Source organism: Pseudoalteromonas lipolytica (genome assembly GCF_001306915.1).
GTDB lineage: Bacteria > Pseudomonadota > Gammaproteobacteria > Enterobacterales > Alteromonadaceae > Pseudoalteromonas > Pseudoalteromonas simplex.
This window is the reverse complement of the sequence record NZ_LJTC01000018.1, coordinates 23,487-48,314: the sequence shown is the minus strand read 5'-3', so window position 1 is coordinate 48,314 and position 24,828 is coordinate 23,487. Positions and strand designations below refer to the sequence as shown.

The window sequence follows — 24,828 nt, the reverse complement described above, 5'->3', positions numbered from 1 at the left end:
GCCTGAACCGATAATTGATTACTGGACTAAAAACAAAAAAAGAGTCTTGCGACTCTTTTTTATAATATTGATGACCGGAATTTATTTACCGATACAGAACGAACTAAAGATTTTCCCTAGCAAGTCATCAGAGGTAAATTCACCCGTTATCTCATTTAAGAACTGTTGAGTTAGGCGTAACTCTTCAGCCAAGATCTCACCAGCAATATGCATCTCTAATTGCTCTTTGCCTGTGTTTAAATGATAGGCAGCATGATCAAGTGCATCTAAGTGACGACGGCGTGCCATAAATCCACCTTCTGTGGCACCTTGGAAACCTATACATGCCTTTAAGTGAGTACGAACTAACTCTATACCCTCTGCATTTTTAGCGCTTAAACGGATCACCGGATATTGATCATGTTCATCCATACCGACATTTTCACCGGAAATATCGGCTTTATTTCGGATCACAGTAACACCCATCCCCTCTGGTAACTTGGCCATGAACTCTGGCCAAATATCATGAGGATCAGTGGCTGATGTGTCTGTGCCGTCTAACATAAATAGTACGCGATCGGCTTGGTTAATTTCATCCCATGCGCGTTCAATACCAATTTGCTCTACTTTATCTGGGCTTTCACGCAGGCCAGCGGTATCAATAATATGTAGTGGCATACCATCAATGTGAATATGTTCGCGTAATACGTCACGTGTTGTACCCGCTATTTCGGTAACGATGGCTGCATCACGGCCAGCTAACGCATTGAGTAGGCTTGATTTACCAGCGTTAGGGCGACCCGCAATAACAACACGCATACCTTCACGCATGATGCTACCTTGTTTAGCTTGCTGAGTTACATTCTCTAAGTGATCAATAATGGCATTGAGATCTGCGGATACTTTACCGTCTGATAAAAAGTCGATTTCTTCATCAGGAAAATCAATCGCAGCTTCAACATACATACGTAGGTGAATGACTTTCTCCACCAGCGTTTCAATATGTTTAGAGAATTCACCTTGCAGTGATTGGAGGGCGCTTTTTGCTGCCTGTTCACTGGTTGCATTAATTAAATCGGCAATTGCCTCTGCTTGAGTTAAATCAAGCTTATCATTCATAAATGCGCGCTCAGAGAACTCACCTGGTTTTGCTAAACGTACACCTTCAATTTGGCTAATTTCTTTTAATAGCATATCTAATACAACAGGGCCGCCGTGACCTTGTAGTTCTAGTACGTCTTCGCCGGTAAATGAATTTGGCCCTTGGAAGTAAATAGCAATACCTTGGTCAAGCTGTTCACCGCTCAAGCTTTTAAATGGTACATAGTCTGCGTAACGCGTTTTAGGACAACGGCCAATAATCTGTTCTGCCACTGTTTTAGCTAAGCTACCAGAGACGCGAATAATACCAACCCCACCACGTCCTGGTGCGGTCGCTTGTGCTGCAATTGTGTCTTGATTAATCATGCGATGAAATAATGCCAATAAAAGAATGAATGCTGGCTCTATTGTAACCTATGGCTTAATTTCATGCGAATAGCTGTTTGAGTAATGAGGTAGCAAAAGTCTGATGTAAGTAATACTTTATTTAGCTTTAATTAATAATAAACACTCATTGAAAATGATAACTATATTCATTAACATGTTGCGCATTCTAAATCTTATCGTTTTTTATTATGCGTCTTTCTGCTGTTTTTATTGCACTTGCTGCTGGTTTTTCGGGCGTTGCCCATGCTCAAACTGAAGTGACTACTTCGGATCAAAGTGATTCAAAAGAACTCGAAAAAATAGAAGTTGTTGGCCGTGCGTTCTCTTTATATCGCCCAACCGAGTCTAGCTTTGCTACTCGTACTAATACACCGTTAGAGAAAATTCCTCAGTCAATTCAAATTTTGCCGCAGGAGCTGATTAGCGATCAGGCTGCTCGCCAAATTACCGATCTTTATAGCAATATTGCTGGTGTTAATGCCTTTAGTTACTCGGGCGTTACATTCCGTGGTTTCCGCCAAGATGAGATTTTATATGATGGCGTAAAGGGCGATCCTTTCAATGGCTTTGCTGTGCCGCAATTATTTAATATTGAACAAGTTGCGGTTTTAAAAGGACCTGCTGGCGCTATATACGGTAGCGGTAATCCGGGTGGTATTATTAACTATGTAACTAAGAAGCCTAAATTCACCAGTGAACACAGTATTGAAGTTGAAGTAGGTAATGATGACTTCTTCAGTGGTGCATTAGAAAGCACAGGAACCTTGAGTGAATCACTTGATAATCATGCTTACCGTGTTGGTCTTTACCGTGATACTGAAAAGCCATTCCGTGCTAATACTAGCAGCGATAATACCATTGTTGATCTTGGTTATACGTGGCTTATAAACAGTGCAACCGAATTGACCACTCAGTATACTTATATAGAGCAAGAGTTGGGTGGGGCACGTTTACGTGGTGTACCTGCTGATGATAATGGCAATTTTCTAACTGATATTAGCTGGAATCATAACGAGGCGACAGACTTTCAAAATGTTGAAGCCCATGTCTATCAGGCAACTTTAAAACATGAGTTTAATGATGTTTGGCGCACAGATGTCACAGCACGTTATTTTGATAACAAAGAAGTGCAAAACTACCATGAACCAAGAGGCCTCGTTGATACAGATGACGACGGTATTGTTGATTGGAGTCATCGTGAGTTTCGTGATCAAGTACGTGAGAACGAAGGCTTTAGCTTAACAGCTAATGCGATTGCGGAGTTTGCATTTGCTAATATGCAGCATCAAGTGCTGTTTGGTAGTGACTGGTATAAACATGATTTTGAAAGCGTTTACCGTACAGCTACGCAACAAAGTAAAGGTGGCCCAGTACCAGGACTTGATCTTAACAACCCTGAGTATGGTTTAACCTCTGCTGATGATTATGATCTTGATAGTATTACCCCACGGCTTGGCAAAACGAATAGCACCCGCTTTGGTGCCTACTTGCAAGATCAACTAGATATCACCGCTAATTGGAGTGTGACAGCTGGTTTAAGGTATGACCGCTTTGAAGATAAAGATCTGTTAAATCAAACCGAGTTTTCTGATAGCGACTTAACCTACCGTATTGGTACCAGCTATAATATTAACAATATGTTCTTCCCTTATGCGCTACATGGCACTGGCTTTGTGCCGCAAAGTGCGAGTAATCAAGAAACAGCAAAGGGCGGTCCGTTCTCGCCAGAGACTAGCCGTATTAACGAGTTAGGCTTAAGAACCAAACTATTAGCAGACACGCTTGCTGTTAATATGGCTGTGTACGATATTGTCCGCGAAAATATCCTGCAGCCTAGCTTATTAGGTGATGTTGCAGGTGACGGCGTTGATGACTTAGTTGCTGTTGGTGAAGTACAAAGTAAGGGCTTTGAACTTGAAGTGGTTGGTGACATCACTGATAGCTGGGTAGTGACTGCAAGCTACGCTTATAATGATACCCGTATTACTAAAGCCAACGACAGTATTACCAATCAAATTCCTGATAGCGATAAATTTGCTAACGCGCCGCAAAATACTCTAGGTATATGGACACGCTATGAGCTACCTAGCTTATCGTCATCTATTTCTGCAGGCTTAGATTATGTTGATGAACAGCTTAGTTTAGGCGGTCAACGTGTTAAACCTTACACTGTTTACAACATGGCGTGGCAAACAACCGTTGATAACTGGCAATGGCAGCTATCAGTTAAGAACCTATTTGATAAAGAATACGCAAGCAGTGGCTTTATCGAACGAACAGGGCACTTTCCTGGTGAACCACGTCGTGTTTATTTAAGTGCTAAATACAGCTTTTAATGGTGGCGTGTGAACGCTAAAAGTTGGTTTAACTTACATTCTTGGGCAGGACTCTTTGTTGGAGTCCTGCTTTTTGTTACCTGCGTATCGGGAACACTCGCTACGTTAAGTCATGAACTCGAGTACTTAACAGACGCTAAGTACCGTGCATTAACTTCTTCTGCCTCTACTAACTACCTAGCTATCGAAAACACCCTTAATCAGCATTATCCGCAAGCTCAATTACTTTATATCCAACGTCATAAGCAAGATTACCTTGCCATTGAAGCGGCTCTTAAAGTCGATGATTCATTTCGCTTTGTTTATTTAGATGCTGCAACGGGTCGCTTACTCGGTGAAGGAGAGTGGGCGCGGATATCGCGGTTTTTACGTAACTGGCATATGAACTTATCGATGGGCTGGACGGGTAAATTAATCGTCACCAGTTTGAGTATTTTACTCGTTATTTTATTGGTTTCGAGTTTTTATGTGTATCGGCGCTGGTGGCAAGGCTTTATGAAAAAGCCTGCTGCGCTAAGCCTTTATAAACGTAGTAGTTGGTCTGATTGGCATAAGCTGTTTGGGCTTTGGAGTTTATGGTTTATTGCTGTGATGGCCATCACAGGAGTTTGGTATCTGGTAGAACATGGGCTGCAAACCGCGAAGGTACCTCACTATGTCTCTAGTCCACCAGCTGTGAGTGAGTTTAAGGAACAAAGCCCTCGCAAAGGTCTATCGCCAATTAGTTTAGCTGCTGCTTATGAAGCCGCTCAACAGGCATTCCCTAGTCTTGATATTCGCTATATTCGTTATCCTAATAAAGCGTATCAGCCTATTGAAGTTCGTGGTTATAACGATGATATTTTATTGCGCCTGCGTGCTAACCGGGTTTATTTAAAACCAAGCTCCGGTGAAGTTCTTGGCATACAAAAAGGGGAAGAACTAAACCTGCTTCCACGCATTAAAGACACCGCTGATCCGCTGCACTTTGGTAACTTTTCAGGCATTGGTACTAAGCTTATTTGGGGGCTATTTGGTGCATTGATGAGCTTTGTAAGCGCTGCTGGCATCTATATGAGTTGGCTTAGGGTTAAGCGTAAATCAACGGCTGTAAAGTGGCTTGGTTTATCTGGGGTGGTTGCAATCGGCTTGGTGGTTGCTTCGTTACTAACAACGAGTTTGAGCTTTACTGAACGCAGTGTGCCTAATCAAGTTTATTCTCCTATTCTCGGTTAGCTTTTTTCAGGCATTAAAAAAGGCGCAGTTAGCGCCTTTTTTATTGGGTTAAGAGTTTAGCCTCTTACCTTAATACCTTTTTTCTCCATACCGCGGTAGATGATTAGCATCTGAGCGATTGAGATAAGGTTCGATACTAACCAGTAAAGTACTAGGCCAGATGGGAACCATAAGAAGAAAATAGAGAATACTACTGGCATAAAGGTCATCATTTTTTGCTGCATAGGGTCAGTAACCGTCATAGGTTGCAGCTTTTGAGTGATGAACATACTTAAACCAAATAAAACCGGTAATACGTAGTATGGGTCCATTGCTGATAAATCATTTAACCATAAAACGAATTCAGCATGACGTAGCTCAGTTGATTCTAAGAATACGTAGAATAACGCTAAGAAGATTGGCATCTGTAGTAACAGCGGGAAACAGCCACCCATAGGGTTCACTTTTTCTTTGCGGTACATTTCCATCATAGCTTGACCGAATTTTTGACGGTCATCACCATACTTCTCTTTTAGGGCAGCCATTTTAGGCTGAAGTGCACGCATCTTCGCCATTGACGTGTATTGTGCTTTAGTAAGTGGGTACATTGCCGTTTTAACGATAACCGTGATTGCAATGATAGCTAGACCCCAGTTACCTAGGATGCTGTGTAACCACTTAAGTAGTACGAATAATGGTTGTGAAATAAACCATAACCAACCGTAGTCTACAGTTAGGTCTAAGTCTGGGTGAATTGCTTCTAGTACGTCAGACTCTTTCGGGCCCATGTAATAAGTTGAGCTAAGTGTTGCTTGCGTACCAGCTTGTACGTTAACTGCTTCACCTTTAGTACCAATAATTGCCGCATTACCAGCAACTAATTTGCTGTAAAGGGTATTTTGTTGGTCTTGCTTTGGTACCCACGCACTTACAAAGTAGTGTTGAATAAATGCAATGTAGCCGCCAGCTGTAGTGATGTTAAGGTTTTTATCAGCCATGTCTGAGAAGCTGTACTTTTCGTATGGCTCTTCTTCAGTACCAAATGCTGCACCTAAGTAGTTTTGATCTACTAAGCTACCTTTTTCTTGTACTGTGCGTTTTACTTGCGTGTATAACTGAACTTGAATTGGATCAGCTGTTACGTTGTTTACTGTGTACTCTAAATCTACAGCGTAGTCGCCTTTTTTGAAGATATAAGTTTTAGTAAAGGTCACACCTTTACTGTCAGTAAACTCAAGTGGTACACGTAGCTCATCACCCGTTAAAGTGAATGCTTTTTGTGTGGTTTTATAAACAGGACGGCCTTTCAGGGTTGTCTCTGGGCCATTTAAACCAATTAAGCCACTTTGCGAGAAGTATTGCTTACCGTCAAACTCACCAAGTAGCATGAAAGGTGTTTCACCGCCTTTTACCTCTTCGTACTGAAGTAGGTCTGCTTCAATAATGTCACCACCTTGGGTGTCAATTTTAACAGTGAATACGTCAGTTGTTACATCGATAACTGAGCGCTTTGCTGTCGTTACAGCTGGAACTTCACCGTCAGATGATGCAGGAATAAAGTCATCAGATTCTGGTGTTGTTGCGCCTAGTGTTTGTGTTGTGGCACTTGGATCAGCCTTTGGTGCGTTGTAGTCGTTATTCCATTCTTGAAATAATAAAAACGACACAAGCATCAAGCCGATTAATAAAAACGTGCGTTGCGATTCCATAACAGCTCTTATTTCTCGTGTTGGTGGTTAATATGATTTTTTGCCGGTACGGGATCATCCCCACCAGCATGTAAAGGGTGGCATTTTAATATGCGTTTAACAGCTAACCAACTGCCTTTTACACTTCCATGCAAATTAATTGCTTGAATAGCGTAACTAGAGCAGGTTGGATTAAAACGACAATGCGGGCCTAATAGTGGGCTTACCCATTTTTGATAGCCTCGTATTAGCATGACTAAACAGCGCTTTGGAATAGCAACAAGTGGTTTAAGTAACCTCATGATGTGTCTGCCCCTGCGTTAATTTAGTCAATGGATACCATGAATTTAAATTCCCATCGTAGAATTTTAAATGCATGATTAAAAGGTGAGCTAAAGATACCTTAATTAAGCCTGTAATTCTATTGCTATCAGGCTTGTTTATTAGATTTAGCTGATTTATTCGGGCGTTTTTTAAATGGTGGTGGTTTAGGTGCACCAGGCTTGCAGCGTTCGTTAATTTTTCGCCACAATTTATTTAGTTGCTTTGTCAGCTCTTCGTTTGACTGTTCATCAATACCACTTTTAACCATAAGCACAATATCAATGTTATCGAGTTTATGTTGATTTAAACGGAAACTTTCGCGAGCAAGTCGTTTAATTCGATTACGTTGACAGGCTTTTTTAACGCGTTTTTTTGCGACCGTAAGACCTAATCGAGGATTAGTTTGGTCATTGCGTTTAGCTAATAGGGTAAAGAAAGGAGTCGCAGCGCGTGCTGGTTCATTAAAGATTCGAGAGTAATGCGAGGGAGTTAACAGACGTAACTCCCTGCTGAAGCTAAAGTCTTCCACTTATATATTAAGCAGAAAGAACTTTACGGCCTTTAGCACGACGACGAGCTAATACTTTACGGCCATTTGCTGTTGCCATACGAGCACGGAAACCGTGTGTACGTTTGCGTTTTAAAACGCTAGGTTGAAAAGTTCTTTTCATAACAATTCCATCCGATCGGTTAAGGTTAAAACATCCTATGCAGGTCGCGATCCTGGCACAGGTGCCATTGCGAGCGCGAGATATTATAGATGAAGACAACAAAAGTCAATCATTAAAACGCTGCAGAGGCCGTAATTATAAAGGATCCTTTTACCTGATCATATAGGATCATCATAAATAAGAAGTTTTCCACAGCCTCTGTATAAAAAGTGAATAAAAGCTTGGGAAAAGCCAATTCGATCGTAGAATTTGATCGCGATCTGGCTGCAAATTTGTTATGATCACTGTTCGAGCTTAAAAAATAATTTTCTTAAAAATCAGTGTTTTATTCTTTTATGTTGCTGAGATCATATTTTTCATAAAAATCAATCTTGTACTTGTGGATAAAGTACCTTCATAATAGTCGGTCTGGGCCAAGAAAGTTGGTCAAAGATTAGCAATAAATGTTTGATTTTCCATCATTAAAGATGAACGGGAATAAAAATTAAATCTCTGGGAGTTTAACTGTGTATCTGTCGGTTTGGCAAAGTTGTTTATATGTATTGCAAGATGAATTGCCTTCACAGCAATTCAGTATGTGGGTAAGACCACTTCAAGCAGAAAGTACCGAAGATACGTTGACTATATATGCACCTAACCGTTTTGTTTTGGATTGGGTGAGAGAAAAGTATTTAAACCGTATTAATGAACTACTCGTTGAAATTTGTGGTGATGAAGCACCTGAATTACGTTTTGATGTTGGTAGTAAACCTATTTTAAATGCCCAAGTGGCATCTGCACCGGCTGCAACAGAAGCAAGCGCGCCTGTTACCCAACAGACTGCCGAAAAACAACAGCCAAAACCTGAAAAAGCAGCGGTCGAACCTGCACCAAAATCAGGCTATAAATCAAACATTAAAGAAAATTACACCTTTGATAGCTTTGTTGAAGGTAAATCAAACCAATTAGCAAAAGCTGCAGCGACTCAAGTTGCAGATAACCCAGGTTCAGCATTTAACCCTGTATTTATATACGGTGGTACGGGCTTAGGTAAAACTCACTTATTACACGCTGTTGGTAACGGTATTATGGCTAATAAGCCAGACGCGAAAATTGTTTATATGCACTCTGAGCGATTTGTGCAAGACATGGTTAAAGCGTTACAAAATAATGCCATAGAAGAATTTAAACGTTATTACCGAAGTGTTGATGCATTGATGATCGATGACATTCAATTTTTCGCTAATAAAGAACGCTCACAAGAAGAGTTCTTTCATACCTTCAATGCTTTACTTGAAGGAAATCAACAAATTATCTTAACTTCAGACCGCTATCCTAAAGAGATAGAAGGGGTTGAAGATCGCCTTAAATCACGTTTTGGTTGGGGCTTAACAATTGCTATTGAGCCACCAGAACTTGAAACGCGCGTTGCTATTTTGATGAAAAAAGCGCAGCAAAGTAAAATCAATTTACCTCACGAAGTTGCCTTTTTTATCGCGAAAAAATTACGCTCAAATGTGCGTGAATTAGAAGGGGCGTTAAACCGCGTTATTGCTAATGCAAACTTTACTGGTCGTCCGATTTCAATCGACTTTGTAAAAGAAGCGCTACGTGACTTACTTGCGCTGCAAGATAAACTGGTAACGATAGATAATATTCAACGCACTGTTGCTGAGTATTACCGTATTCGTGTATCAGATTTACTATCTAAACGCCGTAGCCGTTCAGTAGCAAGACCACGTCAAGTGGCCATGGCATTATCAAAAGAACTTACAAATCACAGTTTACCTGAGATTGGTGACGCCTTTGGCGGCCGTGATCACACAACTGTATTACACGCTTGTCGTAAAGTTAAATCACTCCGTGACGAAAGCCATGAAGTGAAAGAAGATTATCAAAACTTAATAAGAACCTTGTCATCTTAAGGCCGACTTTATTATGCAAATAACAATATCAAGAGAGCAATTTTTAAAACCTTTAGTTCAAGTGTCTGGTGCGATTGAGCGTAAGCACACCTTACCGATTTTATCGAACGTACTGTTAGTTGTTGAAAACGGACAACTTTCTATGACGGGTACTGATCTTGAAATTGAGTTAGTGGCGAGTGTGTTTGTCGGTGAAGATACCACAGATACGCAACTCACTTTACCAGCTAAAAAGTTACTCGATATTTGTAAAAGTTTACCTGATGGCTCAGACCTTACGTTATGTAGCCAAGATCATCAGTTACTACTAACAAGTGGTAAAAGCCGTTTTTCTTTAACTACGCTGGCCGCTGAAGACTTTCCGAATCTTGAGCAGTGGGATGGTGAAGTTGAATTTCAACTAACGCGTTTAGAATTGCGTAAACTTTTAGAAAGCACGCACTTTTCTATGGCGAATCAAGACGTACGTTATTACTTAAACGGTATGTCATTTGAAGTTGATAACGCAGATATAAAAACAGTGGCTACAGATGGTCACCGTTTGGCGATTGCACAAAAGCAATTACCACAGTCTTTAAATACACAACGTCAGTTAATTATTCCACGTAAAGGTGTACAAGAAATTATGCGCCTAATGGTGGCTGATGATGAGCTAGTAACCATTCAATTTGGTGCTAACCATATTCGTATTATTGATACTGAGTTTACGTTTACCAGTAAGCTGGTGGATGGTCGTTTCCCAGACTATCGTCGTGTATTGCCACGTGGTGGTGATAAAGTGATTACTGCTAACCGTGAATGGTTGCGCAGTGCTTTCCAACGTGTGTCTATTTTATCGAATGAAAAATTCCGTGGTGTACGATTAAACCTATCTGAAGGTTTATTAAAAATTACTGCTAACAACCCTGAGCAAGAGCAAGCTGAAGAGGTGGTTGAAGTAATGTACCAAGGCGGCGAGCTTGAAATTGGCTTTAACGTTTCTTATGTACTTGATGTACTTAATACATTAAAAACAGAAGATGTAACCTTTACACTTGCAGACTCTAATAGCAGTGCGCTAATTGAAGGTGCAGGTGACGAAGAAGCTATGTACGTTGTTATGCCGATGCGCCTATAAGCTTATATGAGTTTAAGTCATTTAAGCCTCAATAATTTTCGAAATATTGAGGCGCTGACACTTGAGCCGGTTAATGGCATAAACATTATCTATGGCGAAAATGGCAGCGGAAAAACCAGTCTCCTTGAGGCGATATATTTCCTTTCTCACGGTAAATCATTTCGTACCGCCAAACATAAAAATATCATTCAGCATCAACAAGACAAGTTTGTAATTCATGGTCGCAAAGCGCTGCATGATTTGTCTATTCCGATTGGTATAAGCAAAAACCAAGCGGGTGAAACGTCTTTAAAGATTCAGGGAAAAACGAGCCGTAAAATCTCTGAATTAGCTCAGCTAGTGCCGGTGCAAGTTATTACTCCAGAAAGCTATTCGTTGTTTTTTGGTGGCCCAAAAGAGCGTAGAAAATTTCTCGATTTAGGATTGTTCCACGTGGAACATGACTTTTTTTACTTGTGGCAGTCTTTTAATAAAGTACTGAAACAACGTAATGCTTTATTAAAAACTAAACCTCGAGATTATTTCGAACAGATCAAGTTTTGGGATAAAGAATTTGTTAGACTAGCTGAACAAATAAATAATCTAAGAATCGCGTATATAAGTAGGTTTAAGCAGCAGTTTTTTGATAAAATGTGTGCAGAATTAACGCTTGTAAGCGATTTAGAAATTAACTTTCATGCGGGCTGGAAAGAGAGTGAAACGCTCTCAGAGGCGCTTGAGCAAAGCTTTGAACGTGATGCAAAACAAGGTTTCACAAGTAAAGGTCCGCATAAAGCTGATTTTAGTTTTAGCGTTTCTGGTAACAGCGTAGAAAATACCTTTTCTCGCGGTCAATTGAAGCTCTTGCTTTATGCGTTAAAAGTAACGCAAAATAGCTTAATTGAGTCAGAAACAGATAAGCAATCTATATTGCTAATAGATGACTTACCTTCAGAACTGGGTGAAGATACAAAAGAAAAAGTGGGTCAGCTTTTGACTCATTGCGATTCGCAAATTTTTATCTCATCAATTTTATCTGAAAGTATTTCTGCTGTGGTGGAACCCATGCAACGAGAACTAAAAATGTTCCACGTGAAACATGGCAACCTAATAACAAGATAAGTGGGATTAACCATGTCTGAGAATTACGATTCGTCGAGTATTAAAGTACTTAAAGGATTAGACGCAGTAAGAAAGCGTCCAGGAATGTATATAGGGGACACCGATGACGGTACAGGCCTTCACCATATGGTGTTTGAGGTTGTTGATAACTCTATCGATGAAGCCTTAGCTGGTCATTGTGATGATATTTTTGTAACGATTCACTTAGACGGTTCAGTCTCTGTAAGAGATAACGGTCGTGGTATTCCTACATCTATTCACGAAGAAGAAGGTGTTTCTGCGGCTGAAGTTATCATGACGGTACTTCATGCTGGTGGTAAGTTCGATGATAACTCATATAAAGTATCTGGTGGCTTACACGGTGTAGGTGTTTCGGTAGTAAATGCACTATCTGAAAAGCTGCAACTGACCATTCGTCGTGAAGGCAAAATTCACCAACAAACATATACTATGGGTGTACCAGATGCGCCATTAGCTATAATTGGTGACGCAACAGACACAGGTACTGAATTACGTTTCTGGCCAAGTGGTGAAACATTCAGTGACCTTAACTTCCACTACGATATCTTAGCAAAACGTTTACGTGAGCTTTCGTTCTTAAACTCTGGTGTAAGTATCATTCTTACTGATGAGCGTGAAGAATCTAAGAATGACCACTTCAAATATGACGGTGGTATCCAAGCATTCGTAGAATATCTAAACCGTAACAAAACACCTGTACATAAAAGTGTTTTCCACTTTACCCATGAGCGTGAAGAAGACGGTATTAGTGTAGAAGTTTCAATGCAGTGGAACGATGGTTTCCAAGAAAGCATTTACTGCTTCACAAACAACATTCCACAACGTGATGGTGGTACGCACTTAGCTGGCTTTAGAGCGGCATTAACGCGTACGCTAAATAACTACATGGAAAAAGAAGGCTTTAATAAAAAAGCGAAAACAACAAGCAATGCGACGGGTGATGATGCTCGTGAAGGCTTAACTGCGGTTGTAAGTGTTAAAGTACCTGATCCTAAGTTCTCATCACAAACGAAAGACAAACTAGTATCAAGTGAAGTTAAGTCTGCTGTAGAACAAGCAATGGCAGAAAAACTAACAGAGTTCTTATTAGAAAACCCTGTTGATGCTAAAACAGTTGTTGGCAAAATTATTGATGCAGCTCGAGCTCGTGAAGCAGCACGTAAAGCACGTGAAATGACACGCCGTAAAGGTGCAATGGATTTAGCTGGTTTACCAGGTAAATTGGCAGACTGCCAAGAAAAAGATCCAGCACTTTCTGAACTATACATAGTGGAGGGTGACTCTGCAGGTGGTTCAGCTAAGCAGGGTCGTAACCGTAAAAACCAAGCTATCTTGCCACTTAAAGGTAAGATTCTTAACGTTGAAAAAGCGCGCTTTGATAAGATGCTTTCTTCTCAAGAAGTCGCAACTCTAATCACTGCATTAGGCTGTGGTATTGGTCGTGATGAATATGACCCAGAAAAGCTACGTTATCATCGTATCATTATCATGACCGATGCGGACGTGGATGGTTCTCACATTCGTACCTTACTACTGACTTTCTTCTACCGTCAAATGCCAGAGATTGTAGAAAAAGGCTTTATCTATATTGCGCAACCACCACTTTATAAAGTGAAAAAAGGTAAGCAAGAACGCTACATTAAAGATGACCCAGCGCTTGTTGATTATTTAACATCATTAGCATTAAACAATGCTGCACTTTATACAAGCGAAGGTGCATCTGCACTTGAAGGTGAAGAACTAGAAAGAATCGTTCACGACTATCAAAATACAGTTAAAGTGATTGAACGCTTAAAACGTAAATATCCAAACTCGGTTATGGAACGTTTAATCTATCAAAGCGAAATTACCGAAGCTGATTTAGCAGATGAAGCAAAAGTTAAAGAGTGGACTAACACGCTAGTTGACGACTTAATTGCACGTGATGAAGATGCAACTATCTTCCATGCGGGCACTGAGCACGATACTGAGCGCAACATGTATTATCCTGTTGTGAATATTCGTCAACATGGTGTGGATAAAGCTCATGTACTAAACCATGACTTCATCACATCGCGTGACTATAAACGCATTGCAGCGACAGGCGTAAACATTGCTAACTTACTTGAAGAAGGGGCATATGTTCAACGCGGTGAGAAAACTCTTGCTGTTGATAACTTTGTGGATGCATTAGAGTGGTTAATCAATGAATCGAAACGCGGCCTTTATATCCAACGCTATAAAGGACTCGGTGAGATGAACCCTGATCAGCTTTGGGAAACCACTATGGACCCAGATGCTCGTCGTATGTTGAAAGTAACAATTGAAGATGCCGTAGCTGCAGACCAATTGTTCGCGACTCTAATGGGTGACCAAGTTGAGCCGCGTCGTGACTTCATCGAAACGAATGCGCTACGTGTAGTTAACCTAGACGTATAACGCTAAATTAAGAATTAAAAAGGAGCCTACAGGCTCCTTTTTTTATTGCTGAAAAAGCACAAACTGCTTAAAACCTTACTGCACACAAGGTATACTGAGAGCAATTTTCAGACTAAACGCACCAGATACTATAAGCCAAATATGCAAAAATATGACGTTAAAACCTTTCAAGGTTTGATCCTGGCTTTACAGGACTATTGGGCACAGCAAGGCTGTGTGATTGCTCAACCACTCGATATGGAAGTGGGAGCAGGGACATTTCATCCGTTAACTTTCTTAAAGTCAATTGGCCCAGAGCCAATGTCGAGCGCGTATGTTCAACCATGCCGCCGTCCAACTGATGGTCGTTATGGTGAAAACCCGAACCGTTTACAGCATTACTACCAATTCCAAGTAGTATTAAAGCCATCACCAGAAAACATCCAGGAACTTTATTTAGGCTCTTTAGCAGCTGTTGGTATTGATACACTAACTGATGAAGTTCGCTTCGTAGAAGACAACTGGGAGTCGCCTACATTAGGTGCATGGGGTCTAGGTTGGGAAATCTGGTTAAACGGCATGGAAGTAACTCAATTTACCTACTTCCAGCAAGTAGGTGGCTTAGAGTGCTCACCAGTAACCGGTGAGATCACTTATGGTCTTGAGCGTTTAGCAATGTATATTCAGGGCGTAGATAGTATCTATGACCTAGTATGGGCAGACGGTCCTATGGGTCGTGTGACATATGGTGATGTATTCCATCAAAACGAAGTAGAGCAGTCAGCTTATAACTTCGAACAAGCGGATGTTGAGTTCTTATTTGCACAGTTCGATCACTGTGAAAAAGAAAGCGAAAAGCTAATTGAAGCAGGCTTACCATTACCAGCTTATGAGCAAGTAATGAAAGCATCACATGCGTTTAACTTATTAGACGCTCGTCACGCTATCTCTGTAACAGAACGTCAACGTTATATCTTACGTGTTCGTGCTTTATCTAAAGCATGTGCGCAAAGTTACTATGATGCCCGTGAAGCTCTTGGTTTCCCGCTTTGTAAGGATTAAGAATTAGCATGTCAGCAGAAAATTTATTAGTAGAAATTGGCACTGAAGAGTTGCCACCGAAAGCACTTCGTAAACTTGCTGAGTCGTTTGCTGAGAACTTAGCAGCTGAGCTTGCAAGCTTAGAATTAAATCATCAAGGCGTTAACTGGTACGCATCACCACGTCGTTTAGGCTTACGTGTTACTGCACTTGAAGCAAAACAAAGTGACAAGGTTGTAGAAAAGCGTGGTCCTGCAGTTGCAGCCGCTTTTGATGCCGATGGTAATCCAACTAAAGCAGCAATGGGTTGGGCGCGTGGTTGTGGTATCGATGTAAGCGATGCACAAACACTAGAAACAGATAAAGGCGCTTGGTTATTACATAAAGCACAGGTTGAAGGTCAAGCAACTACATCGCTTATGAGTGGTGTAGTAAACAAAGCACTTGCTAAATTACCTATCCTTAAACCAATGCGTTGGGGGGCAAATAAAACACAATTTATTCGCCCAGTGCACACAGCGACTATTTTATTTGGTAGCACGCTGATCGAAGGCGAAATACTTGGTAAGCAAGTTGGCAACCAATTACAAGGCCACCGTTTCCATCATCCAGAAAAAGTAACAATCAACCACGCTGATGATGTGTTTGATGTGCTGAAATCTGCTTACGTTGTCGCTGACTTCGAAGCGCGTAAAGCACAAATTCGCGAACAAATTGAAGCAGCAGCTAGCGCGGTAAATGCAAAAGTAGCGATGGATGAAGACTTACTTGAAGAAGTAACATCCTTGGTTGAATGGCCAGTAACGTTGACAGCAACATTCGAAGAAGCATTCTTAGATGTTCCTTCAGAAGCGCTTATCTATACCATGAAGGACGACCAAAAGTACTTCCCGTTATTAGACCAAGATGGCAACTTACTTAACAAGTTCCTATTTGTTTCTAATATTGAAAGTAAAGATCCAAGCGTGGTAATTGCCGGTAACGAAAAAGTTGTTCGTCCTCGTTTAGCTGATGCACAGTTCTTCTACGAAACCGATAAGAAGAAAACGCTAGAGAGCCGTTTAGAATCGCTAGATACCGTTTTATTCCAAAAGCAACTTGGTACGCTGAAAGATAAATCTGAGCGTATTAGTGAACTTGCCGGTTACATTGCTGAGCAATTAGGTGCCGATGCCGAGCTGGCTAAGCGAGCAGGTTTATTAAGTAAAACAGACTTAATGACCGAAATGGTTATGGAGTTTACCGACGTACAAGGTGTAATGGGTATGCATTACGCTCGTCACGACGGTGAAGCTGAAGAAGTTGCACTAGCGCAAAATGAACAATATATGCCTCGCTTCGCGGGCGATAACTTACCAACAAATGTGATCAGCTGTGCGGTCGCAATTGCTGATAAGTTTGATACGCTGGTGGGTATTTTTGGTATTGGTCAAGCGCCAAAAGGCGACAAAGACCCATTTGCACTTCGCCGTGCAGCAATTGGTGCATTACGCATCATGGTTGAAAAATCATTACCGCTAGATATCTTAGACCTTGTTGCTAAGTCACAAACGTTATTCGGTGAAAAGCTAACAAACCTAAATGTATCAACAGATGTGTTTGAGTTTATGTTAGGTCGTTTCCGCGCATGGTATCAAGATGAAGGTATCGAAGTTGATGTCATTCAAGCTGTGCTAGCTCGTCGTCCAACTAAACCAGTTGATTTCGACCGCCGTGTTAAAGCAGTAAGTCACTTCCGTACATTAGACGCAGCAGAAGCGCTTGCAGCAGCAAATAAACGTGTAAGTAATATCTTGGCTAAAAATGACATCACAACACAAGGTGATGTGAATGAGAGCCTATTAAGCGATGACGCAGAAAAAGTATTAGCGTCACACGTTGCTAAGTTTGCAACTGAGCTTGCACCTTTATATGCAAATGGCGATTACCAAGAAGCATTATCACAACTTGCGGGTATCCGTGAGAGTGTTGATAACTTCTTCGATAACGTCATGGTAATGGCTGATGACGAAGCGGTTAAACAAAACCGTTTAGCATTGTTAAGCCAACTAAGCCGTCTGTTTTTAGATATTGCTGATATTTCTGTACTTCAGAAGTAAGCAGTAGCCAATTAATAAAAGCCAGCTCAGTGCTGGCTTTTTTGTAGCATAAGGAACAGTAATGAAACGTGTAATTACTTTAGCATTAGCAGGCTTATTAACAGCCTGTTCTAGCCAAATGCAAATGCCAAGCATTGACGATATTCTGCCAAGTAAAGAGCTTGACCGTACTATGTATTTACGTGGTGATTTTACTTTGTGGGATGCGGAGCCGCAGTATCAATTAGAGCAAGTTGCACCGGGCATATTCCAAACCGACGTTAAGTTTTCAACACCAGGTAAGGTTTATGAATTCAAAGTGGCGGATGCTGATTTTAGCGAAGGCTATAATTGTGGTTACAGTGATATGGACCCAGCAGGGCAATCATTGGTTCTAGGCCAAGCCGCCAATGCAGATTGTAATACCATCTACAATTATTTCAGCTTTAAACCCGCTGCAAAAGGCGTGTATGTAGTGAGCTTTGATTACCGCAATAGTAATCAACCAAAAGTGACAGTAACTCGAAAGTAAAGCTCTGTGCTGGGTAGGTTGGGTAGAGCGAAGCGAAACCCAACGCATACACTCACCTTGAAGGTTAGCTAGGGTATCTAGCTCTGCAACTGATTAGCTATCGGGTGTGTTGGATTTGCCAGCAATCACGTTGGGTTTCGTTGCTCTCAACCCAACCTACGTACTCAAACCCGCTGCAAAAGGCGTGTATGTAGTGAGCTTTGATTGCCGTAATAGTAACCAACCCAAAGTGACAGTAACTCGAAAGTAAAAGCTGGTAGGTTGGGTAGAGCGGAGCGAAACCCAACGCATACACCAACCTTGAAGAGTAGCTACTATACCCAATCCTTCAACGGATTAGCTATCGGGAGTGTTGGATTTGCCAGCAATCAAGTTGGGTTTCGTTGCTCTCAACCCAACCTCTCATCAATCTTCATATAGATTAAGTGCGATATCTAACTCATCATCTGACAAATTAAAAGCAGATGACTTACTCAATTTCCTATAAGACGAAAATGGCCAGTCTTCAACTTGATTCACGTATTTATGTTTCACAGGGTTGAAGTAAATATAATTAATATGGTTCACTAGGTCTTGCTCGTCCTTTATATAATGCTCCCAATACCGTCTCTGCCAAATACCTCGTTCACATTTCTGAATGCGACTAGGCGATTTATGCTCGCAATTATTTAGTTGTCTAGAAAAATTAGACTTAATTAATCGCCACCGTTTTGCATAATCACAATCTCCAACAGGTAATTGCCAAATAGCGTGTAAGTGATCTGGAAGAATGACAATGGCAAGCGTTTTAAAAGGATGTGACTTAGCCACACTTTTATAAGCTGAACGTAGCAAAGTGATGTTTGAAGTTAAAAGTGCTGAGTTTCTTTGCGCAATCGCTAGAGTAAAGAAATAGGTGCCACCGGGGATTAATACTCTTCTGTATCGCATACATTCATCCTTGAATGTTAAATGATAAGAGTAGCTTAATTTCGATTAAAAGTTGAATTTCACGAACTTTAATTTGTTGCCATCATCTTGCGATAACGTTGGGTTTCGCTTCGCTCTAACCAACCTACGAGCTCGTTATAACCCTTTCTTCACCAAGTATCGATACGGTGCTTGTTCTACATCTTTAGCCACAAGTGTGTGATCCATAAATGTACAAAAGCTGGGGATATCGCGGGTGGTTGATGGGTCATCGGCGATGATAAGTAAAGTTTCGCCATCTTTCATTTTACGCACTGCACCACGCACCATCATGACAGGTTCTGGACAACGTAGGCCAAGTGCATCTAATTGGTGATCGGGATTATCAAAACTCATGGCTGACCTTTTAGGTGAAAGAGACGATTAATAAGCGGCTATTTTAACTTTCTATTGCCGCCAGTTTCAATAAGTGAAAGCAAAGCAAATAAAAAAGGCGCACTGAGCAAGTCAGTGCGCCTTTTTATCACCAAGATGTTTGGTGTGAGCTCGTTATTCTACGCGCTCAAATACAGTTGCAATACCTTGGCCTAAACCAATACACATAGTTGCTAGGCCGTATTTAGCGTTCTTGTCTTCCATTAGGTGAACAAGCGTTGTGCTAATACGTGAACCAGAACAACCAAGTGGGTGACCAAGTGCAATTGCACCACCATTTAGGTTAACTTTTTCATCTACCACATCCATCAGACCTAGGTCTTTTAATACTGGTAGAGATTGTGCTGCGAAGGCTTCGTTAAGCTCTGCAACATCGATATCGTCAATAGTGATACCTGCTTGTTGAAGTGCTTTTTGCGATGCAGGAACAGGGCCGTAACCCATGATTGATGGATCGCAACCTGCAACAGCCATTGATTTAATACGTGCACGAATTGGTAAACCAAGTTCTTTTGCTTTCTCTTCGCTCATTACAAGCATTGCTGATGCGCCGTCAGAAAGTGCAGAAGAAGTACCTGCGGTTACGCTACCTGATGCTGGATTGAATACAGGGCGAAGTTGCGATAAGCCTTCAACAGTTGTCTCAGGTCGGATTACTTCATCGTCTTCAACTAAGATTAAAGAACCATCTGCATCGTGACCTTCCATTGGCAGGATTTCACGACGGAAACGACCTTCAACAGTTGCCGCGTGTGCACGTTGGTGTGAACGGTAAGCAAATTCGTCTTGTTGCTCGCGGCTAATGCCGTGTAGCGTAGCAAGGTATTCTGCAGTTAAACCCATTACGCCAGCAGCTTGTGCTACAGACGTTGATAAACCTGGGTGAAAATCATTACCGTGAGTCATAGGTACGTGACCCATGTGCTCAACACCACCAATGATGTAGGTATCACCAGCGCCAGTCATTATAGCGCGTGCTGCATCGTGTAATGCTTGCATTGATGAACCACATAAACGGTTAACTGTAACAGCTGGTACTGAATGAGGGATACCGGCTAGTAATGCTGCGTTACGAGCAATGTTAAAACCTTGCTCTAAAGTTTGTTGTACACAGCCCCAGTAAATATCATCAATTGATGCTGGATCAACGGCTGGGTTACGGTCTAACAAACCTTTCATTAAGTGAGCACTTAAATCTTCCGCACGCTTGTTTTTGAATACGCCGTTCTTTGAACGACCCATTGGTGTGCGGATACAATCTACGATTACTGGATTATTCATGTTTCTTATCCTTCCACCTTATAGAATACACGGCCTTCTTCGGCCCACTTGCGAGTTTCATCTGATACTTGGTAAATCGCACCTAAGTGAGCGTATTTGTCTGCTGTTGCAACAAAGTTCGCTAAACCAGTTTGATCTAAGTAACGGAATGCACCGCCTCTAAATGGAGGGAAACCAATGCCGTAAATTAGCGCCATGTCAGCTTCTTGTGGTGACGCTACGATACCTTCTTGTAAACAAAGTAGTACTTCGTTGATCATCGGGATCATACAACGGTCAATGATTTCTTGTTTATCGAAGTCTTTAGGTGCATCAGTAATAGCACTGAGTAACTCTGTTGCTGTAGCATCTTTTGCTTTTTTCAGGCGACCACGACGGTCTGGCGCGTATTGGTAGAAACCAGCACCATTTTTCTGACCAAAGCGTTTTTCGTTTGCGAATACAGTAACAGGGTCTTTATCTTGGCGAGCCATACGCTCAGGGAAACCGTCAGCCATTACACCAGTACAGTGGTAAGCTGTATCGATACCTACAACATCAAGAAGATAGGCAGGACCCATTGGCCAACCAAATACATTTTCCATCACTTTATCAACTTTAGTGAAGTCAGCACCTTCAACAACAAGTTTGCTGAAACCTGCAAAGTAAGGGAATAGTACGCGGTTTACAAAGAAACCAGGGCAGTCGTTTACAACGATTGGTGATTTACCAAGTTTTAATGCGTAATCAACAACGGCATTAATTGTTGCTTCTGATGTTTTTTCACCACGAATGATTTCTACTAAAGGCATTTTTGGCACTGGGTTAAAGAAGTGCATACCACAGAAGTTTTCTGGTTTTTCAAGTGCCGATGCTAACTCGTCAATACGAATTGTTGAGGTATTTGAAGTTAGGATAGTGCCCGCTGGTAAGTCTTTTTCAAGGCCCGCAAGAACAGCTTGCTTCACTTTAGGGTTTTCAACCACAGCTTCAACAACGATGTCTGCGCTTTGTAAGTCTGCATCGTTTAGCGTTGGCTTGATCTTGCCTAAGGTAGCAACCATCTTATCCATCGCCATATGGCCACGTTGTACTTTTTTGCCAAGTAGCTTAGATGCTTCACCCATACCTAAATCAAGTGCATCTTGGTTGATGTCTTTCATGATAATAGGTGTGCCTTTATAAGCAGACTGGTATGCAATACCACCGCCCATAATACCAGCACCTAATACAGCAGCTTGTTTGATCTCAAGCTCACTGTGTTTAGCTTGCTTCTTCGCTTTACCTTTAATGTATTGGTCAGCTAAGAAAATACCTGTTTGCGCAGCAGCTTCGCTTGTTGCTGCTAATTTAGCAAAGTTAGCGTTTTCAATCGCCATTGCTTCAGCGCGTTCACAGTTTGCCGCAGCTTTGATTGTTTTTACAGCCATAACAGGTGCTGGGTAGTGACCTTTTGTCTGACCCATTACCATGCCTTCCGCCATCGCAAAGCTCATACCTTGCTCAACACGGTTCATTTTCAGTGGCTGTAATTTTACTTGTCGTTTTGCTTGCCAATCTAGCTTGCCAGCAATTGCTTGCTCAAGTGTTGCAATACTTGACTCTAAAAGTTTGTCAGCACTAACTACTGCGTCAAATGCACCTACCTTTAGGGCATCAGCGGCGCGGTTTTCTTTACCTGTAGTGATCCATGTCATCGCATTATCAGCGCCAATAAGGCGTGGAAGGCGAACTGTACCACCAAAACCAGGCATAATACCTAGTTTAACTTCAGGTAGGCCAATTTTAGCGTTAGAGCTAGCAACGCGGTAATCGGTAGCAAGTGCCCACTCACATCCACCACCAAGCGCCATGCCGTTTACAGCACTTAGCGTTGGGAAAGGTAAATCTTCAATTGCATCAAAAACGTCAGTTGCATTTTTGATCCATGCAACAAGTTCTTCTTGAGGCTTAGTGAAGGTAGGTAAAAATTCGAAAATGTCGGCACCGATAATGAAATGATCTTTATCGCTGGTGAACACCATGCCTTTGATATCTGAGTTTGTTGCCAATTCTTTTAATGCTAAAGCGCAATCTTGCAAGGTTTGCTGCGAAAGTTTATTTACTGAGCCGTCTGCACAGAACTTAAACTCGGCGATGTTGTCCTTGATGAAAGCAACTTCAAATGAATCGCTTTTATATAACATTATTATTCTCCCTAGTTTATTAACTAAGACTGGTACGATGAGTTTGCATTTCAATCAGTGTGCTTGCTTTAAAATGAAAATGCAACGAAAAATTTACTACGCTTTATCGCGATTGGTTAAAATATAGCTGGTTTGGTGCTAAGGTGTAGCAGAAGTTTTTTGTTATTAATTCTTTAATTTTTGTTAAAGGTCATCATGAAAAAACAACTCCTTGGTTGGACAGCTGCCGCATTACTTTTTCCTTTTTTTGCAGCTGAAGCCAACGATAAACATGACGCTTTTTTAAAAGCAGAAAAAAAGGCGCGTTACGGTGATTATCAAGACATGAAAGAGGCGGCAAATGGGCTTGATCACCCATTGAAACCTTATGTCGAAAAGGCTTATTGGCAACGAAACCCAAGCCTTAAACACCAGACCGAAATCGAGGACTACCTCAATGTTTACCAAAACACGCCATTAGAGTGGCCTGTGCGTAAGGCATGGCTTAATTATTTAAAAAAGTATAATAAAAAAGCGGCTTATATTCGTAACTACCGCGAAACAAGCAATAACGAATTAACTTGTCCTTATTTAAGTTTTCAATTGGACTTAGGTGCCCCTGAAAAAGCCATCATGAACCAAGTAACAGATTTATGGGTGGTAGGAAAATCTCAGCCAAAAGAATGTGATGAGTTGTTCTCACTTTGGAAGAAAAAAGGCTACCAGACCGAAGAGCGAGTTTGGCAGCGTATTAGCTTAGCTGCCGAAGGAGGCTCATCGAGTTTAATTCCATATTTAAAAACATTATTGCCTCGTGCTGATCAATATTTAGCTGATTTATATTTAAAGGTACGCAAAGACCCAAGTGCTTCGGCGGGTCTTTATCGTTATAAGAAAAAGTCTGCTAAAGAAGGGCAAATCGCGATTTATGGTGTGAAGCGCTTAGTATGGCGAGATAAAGACCTTGCATTACGTGCATGGGAAAAACTCGAAACCATGTTTAATTACACTGACGAGCAAAAAGCAGACGTTTACTACAGCTTTGCGTTATCGCTTGCCTCAAGCGGTCATCAACAAGCACGCTTTTGGTTAAATAAGGTGCCTAAAGAACGCCAAACTCAAAAGTTAATGCAATGGCAACTTGGTAATATGCTAGAGAGGCAAGATTGGTCTGGCATAGTGGCGTTTTTCACAGGTAAAGAAAACTTGAGCCTTGGTCAGCAATATTGGCTGGCGTATAGCTTAAATCAACGTGGTGAAGTCGAACGTGCTCGTGAGATTTGGCAAACAGTGGCTAAAGAGCGTGACTATTACGGCTTTTTAGCGTCTGCACGCTTAGGTGTTCCGGTTAGCTTAAATAATAAAGAAATTAATATAAGTAACAAGTTAAAGCTTGAGGTGGCCAATGCCCCTGGCTTTAAGCGCGCTCGCGCTTTGTATGAGCTTGAGCGTTTTACTTCTGCGCGTCGTGAATGGAATTATTTAACGGATACATCAACCAAAGAAGAAAAGCTCGCTGCGTCTTTGCTTGCTGCTGAACTTGATTGGTATGACAGTACCATCTACACCTTAGCGCAAATAAAAGAGTGGGACTATGTCGACTTACGTTTCCCATTTGCATTTAAGAATGTGTTTGCCACTTATAGTAGTCGTAGCCATATTGATGTCGCTTGGAGCATTGCAATTTCACGCCGTGAAAGCTCTTTTGCACCGGATGCGCGTTCTCATGCCAATGCCCATGGTTTAATGCAGTTGTTGCCAAGCACTGCTAAATACATGAATAAGAGCTCGGTATCACGAAAACAGTTATATCAGCCTCGTACTAATATTCGTCTTGGTAGTGAGTATTTGCAGTATTTGAAAAAGAAAAATCATGGCAACGAAATCCTAGCAACGGCTTCTTATAATGCGGGCTACCATCGTATTAAACGTTGGATCCCAGAGCAAGCTATGCCAGCAGAGCTGTGGATTGAGTTAATTCCTTACACAGAAACACGAAACTACGTTAAAAACGTGTTTGCTTACAGACAGGTTTATCACACTCGATTAGGACGCGATGGCAATGTTCTAGCGCCAATCCTTGATATGTCGATGGGTGGTTAAACTCGATTTGCCACACTATCCTCCCTCAGTTGGGGGATAGTGCTGGCTATGATAGACTTCTAACAAGTTAAATTTACTAAAGATG

19 protein-coding genes are annotated in these 24,828 nt (G+C 41.4%); 10 read left to right on the top strand and 9 right to left on the bottom strand.

Features of this window, described 5'->3' with window-relative positions; genetic code table 11:
• Window positions 1-81: 81 nt before the first annotated feature.
• Window positions 82-1,446: a tRNA uridine-5-carboxymethylaminomethyl(34) synthesis GTPase MnmE gene (mnmE, locus tag AOG27_RS20185; protein ID WP_054554798.1), complete on the bottom strand. Its 1,365-nt coding sequence runs from the start codon at window positions 1,444-1,446 to the stop codon at window positions 82-84.
• Between the two features lie 209 nt (window positions 1,447-1,655).
• On the opposite strand from mnmE, the gene AOG27_RS20180 reads away from it, so the two are divergent.
• Window positions 1,656-3,803 (top strand): TonB-dependent siderophore receptor, encoded by a 2,148-nt coding sequence (locus AOG27_RS20180; protein WP_054554797.1) that lies wholly within the window; start codon window positions 1,656-1,658, stop codon window positions 3,801-3,803.
• A 9-nt stretch (window positions 3,804-3,812) separates the two neighbouring features.
• The gene (locus tag AOG27_RS20175; RefSeq protein ID WP_054554796.1) at window positions 3,813-5,018 is read left to right on the top strand and encodes a PepSY-associated TM helix domain-containing protein; all 1,206 of its coding nucleotides are present in this window, start codon (window positions 3,813-3,815) and stop codon (window positions 5,016-5,018) included.
• A gap of 56 nt (window positions 5,019-5,074) precedes the next feature.
• On the opposite strand, the gene yidC is transcribed toward AOG27_RS20175, so the two are convergent.
• From yidC to rpmH, 4 genes are all read right to left on the bottom strand, one after another.
• Complete coding sequence (gene yidC / locus AOG27_RS20170) at window positions 5,075-6,706, bottom strand: membrane protein insertase YidC (protein ID WP_054554795.1); 1,632 nt, start codon at window positions 6,704-6,706, stop codon at window positions 5,075-5,077.
• Window positions 6,707-6,714: 8 nt separating this feature from the next.
• Window positions 6,715-6,987, bottom strand: a complete 273-nt coding sequence (yidD, locus tag AOG27_RS20165; RefSeq protein ID WP_054554794.1) for a membrane protein insertion efficiency factor YidD — start codon at window positions 6,985-6,987, stop codon at window positions 6,715-6,717.
• Between the two features lie 128 nt (window positions 6,988-7,115).
• Window positions 7,116-7,538 carry a ribonuclease P protein component gene (rnpA, locus tag AOG27_RS20160; RefSeq protein ID WP_058583673.1) on the bottom strand — a complete coding sequence of 141 codons (423 nt, stop codon included), beginning with the start codon at window positions 7,536-7,538 and terminating at the stop codon, window positions 7,116-7,118.
• Window positions 7,539-7,545: 7 nt separating this feature from the next.
• The gene (gene rpmH, locus AOG27_RS20155) at window positions 7,546-7,680 is read right to left on the bottom strand and encodes a 50S ribosomal protein L34 (protein WP_008488847.1); all 135 of its coding nucleotides are present in this window, start codon (window positions 7,678-7,680) and stop codon (window positions 7,546-7,548) included.
• A gap of 506 nt (window positions 7,681-8,186) precedes the next feature.
• On the opposite strand from rpmH, the gene dnaA reads away from it, so the two are divergent.
• From dnaA to AOG27_RS20120, 7 genes are all read left to right on the top strand, one after another.
• On the top strand, window positions 8,187-9,584 hold the full coding sequence (dnaA, locus tag AOG27_RS20150) for a chromosomal replication initiator protein DnaA (RefSeq protein ID WP_054554793.1): 1,398 nt from the start codon (window positions 8,187-8,189) through the stop codon (window positions 9,582-9,584).
• A 13-nt stretch (window positions 9,585-9,597) separates the two neighbouring features.
• Window positions 9,598-10,701, top strand: coding sequence for a DNA polymerase III subunit beta (gene dnaN, locus AOG27_RS20145; RefSeq protein ID WP_054554792.1), 1,104 nt, complete (start codon window positions 9,598-9,600; stop codon window positions 10,699-10,701).
• 6 nt (window positions 10,702-10,707) lie between these two features.
• On the top strand, window positions 10,708-11,802 hold the full coding sequence (recF, locus tag AOG27_RS20140; RefSeq protein ID WP_054554791.1) for a DNA replication/repair protein RecF: 1,095 nt from the start codon (window positions 10,708-10,710) through the stop codon (window positions 11,800-11,802).
• A 12-nt stretch (window positions 11,803-11,814) separates the two neighbouring features.
• Entirely contained in the window at window positions 11,815-14,241 is a 2,427-nt protein-coding gene (gene gyrB / locus AOG27_RS20135; RefSeq protein WP_054554790.1) for a DNA topoisomerase (ATP-hydrolyzing) subunit B, read from the top strand.
• Window positions 14,242-14,382: 141 nt separating this feature from the next.
• Window positions 14,383-15,282, top strand: coding sequence for a glycine--tRNA ligase subunit alpha (glyQ, locus tag AOG27_RS20130; protein ID WP_054554789.1), 900 nt, complete (start codon window positions 14,383-14,385; stop codon window positions 15,280-15,282).
• Window positions 15,283-15,290: 8 nt separating this feature from the next.
• Window positions 15,291-17,360, top strand: coding sequence for a glycine--tRNA ligase subunit beta (glyS, locus tag AOG27_RS20125; protein WP_054554788.1), 2,070 nt, complete (start codon window positions 15,291-15,293; stop codon window positions 17,358-17,360).
• Window positions 17,361-17,421: 61 nt separating this feature from the next.
• Window positions 17,422-17,871: a hypothetical protein gene (locus AOG27_RS20120; RefSeq protein ID WP_054554787.1), complete on the top strand. Its 450-nt coding sequence runs from the start codon at window positions 17,422-17,424 to the stop codon at window positions 17,869-17,871.
• A 405-nt stretch (window positions 17,872-18,276) separates the two neighbouring features.
• Here the strand turns inward: AOG27_RS20120 and AOG27_RS20115 are convergent, their stop codons facing one another.
• From AOG27_RS20115 to fadB, 4 genes are all read right to left on the bottom strand, one after another.
• Window positions 18,277-18,801 (bottom strand): REP-associated tyrosine transposase, encoded by a 525-nt coding sequence (locus AOG27_RS20115; protein WP_054554786.1) that lies wholly within the window; start codon window positions 18,799-18,801, stop codon window positions 18,277-18,279.
• Window positions 18,802-18,936: 135 nt separating this feature from the next.
• On the bottom strand, window positions 18,937-19,176 hold the full coding sequence (tusA, locus tag AOG27_RS20110) for a sulfurtransferase TusA (RefSeq protein WP_054554785.1): 240 nt from the start codon (window positions 19,174-19,176) through the stop codon (window positions 18,937-18,939).
• A 153-nt stretch (window positions 19,177-19,329) separates the two neighbouring features.
• Window positions 19,330-20,496, bottom strand: a complete 1,167-nt coding sequence (gene fadA / locus AOG27_RS20105) for an acetyl-CoA C-acyltransferase FadA (protein WP_054554784.1) — start codon at window positions 20,494-20,496, stop codon at window positions 19,330-19,332.
• 5 nt (window positions 20,497-20,501) lie between these two features.
• The gene (gene fadB, locus AOG27_RS20100; RefSeq protein WP_054554783.1) at window positions 20,502-22,661 is read right to left on the bottom strand and encodes a fatty acid oxidation complex subunit alpha FadB; all 2,160 of its coding nucleotides are present in this window, start codon (window positions 22,659-22,661) and stop codon (window positions 20,502-20,504) included.
• 195 nt (window positions 22,662-22,856) lie between these two features.
• Between fadB and AOG27_RS20095 the strand changes: the two genes are divergently transcribed.
• Complete coding sequence (locus AOG27_RS20095) at window positions 22,857-24,743, top strand: transglycosylase SLT domain-containing protein (RefSeq protein WP_054554782.1); 1,887 nt, start codon at window positions 22,857-22,859, stop codon at window positions 24,741-24,743.
• Window positions 24,744-24,828: the final 85 nt, after the last annotated feature.

Coding starts and splice junctions, on each gene's coding strand:
- mnmE (WP_054554798.1), bottom strand. CDS start 1,446: ATGATTAATCAAGACACAATTGCAGCACAAGCGACCGCACCAGGACGT.
- AOG27_RS20180 (WP_054554797.1), top strand. CDS start 1,656: ATGCGTCTTTCTGCTGTTTTTATTGCACTTGCTGCTGGTTTTTCGGGC.
- yidC (WP_054554795.1), bottom strand. CDS start 6,706: ATGGAATCGCAACGCACGTTTTTATTAATCGGCTTGATGCTTGTGTCG.
- yidD (WP_054554794.1), bottom strand. CDS start 6,987: ATGAGGTTACTTAAACCACTTGTTGCTATTCCAAAGCGCTGTTTAGTC.
- rpmH (WP_008488847.1), bottom strand. CDS start 7,680: ATGAAAAGAACTTTTCAACCTAGCGTTTTAAAACGCAAACGTACACAC.
- dnaN (WP_054554792.1), top strand. CDS start 9,598: ATGCAAATAACAATATCAAGAGAGCAATTTTTAAAACCTTTAGTTCAA.
- recF (WP_054554791.1), top strand. CDS start 10,708: ATGAGTTTAAGTCATTTAAGCCTCAATAATTTTCGAAATATTGAGGCG.
- gyrB (WP_054554790.1), top strand. CDS start 11,815: ATGTCTGAGAATTACGATTCGTCGAGTATTAAAGTACTTAAAGGATTA.
- glyQ (WP_054554789.1), top strand. CDS start 14,383: ATGCAAAAATATGACGTTAAAACCTTTCAAGGTTTGATCCTGGCTTTA.
- glyS (WP_054554788.1), top strand. CDS start 15,291: ATGTCAGCAGAAAATTTATTAGTAGAAATTGGCACTGAAGAGTTGCCA.
- AOG27_RS20120 (WP_054554787.1), top strand. CDS start 17,422: ATGAAACGTGTAATTACTTTAGCATTAGCAGGCTTATTAACAGCCTGT.
- AOG27_RS20115 (WP_054554786.1), bottom strand. CDS start 18,801: ATGCGATACAGAAGAGTATTAATCCCCGGTGGCACCTATTTCTTTACT.
- tusA (WP_054554785.1), bottom strand. CDS start 19,176: ATGAGTTTTGATAATCCCGATCACCAATTAGATGCACTTGGCCTACGT.
- fadA (WP_054554784.1), bottom strand. CDS start 20,496: ATGAATAATCCAGTAATCGTAGATTGTATCCGCACACCAATGGGTCGT.
- fadB (WP_054554783.1), bottom strand. CDS start 22,661: ATGTTATATAAAAGCGATTCATTTGAAGTTGCTTTCATCAAGGACAAC.
- AOG27_RS20095 (WP_054554782.1), top strand. CDS start 22,857: ATGAAAAAACAACTCCTTGGTTGGACAGCTGCCGCATTACTTTTTCCT.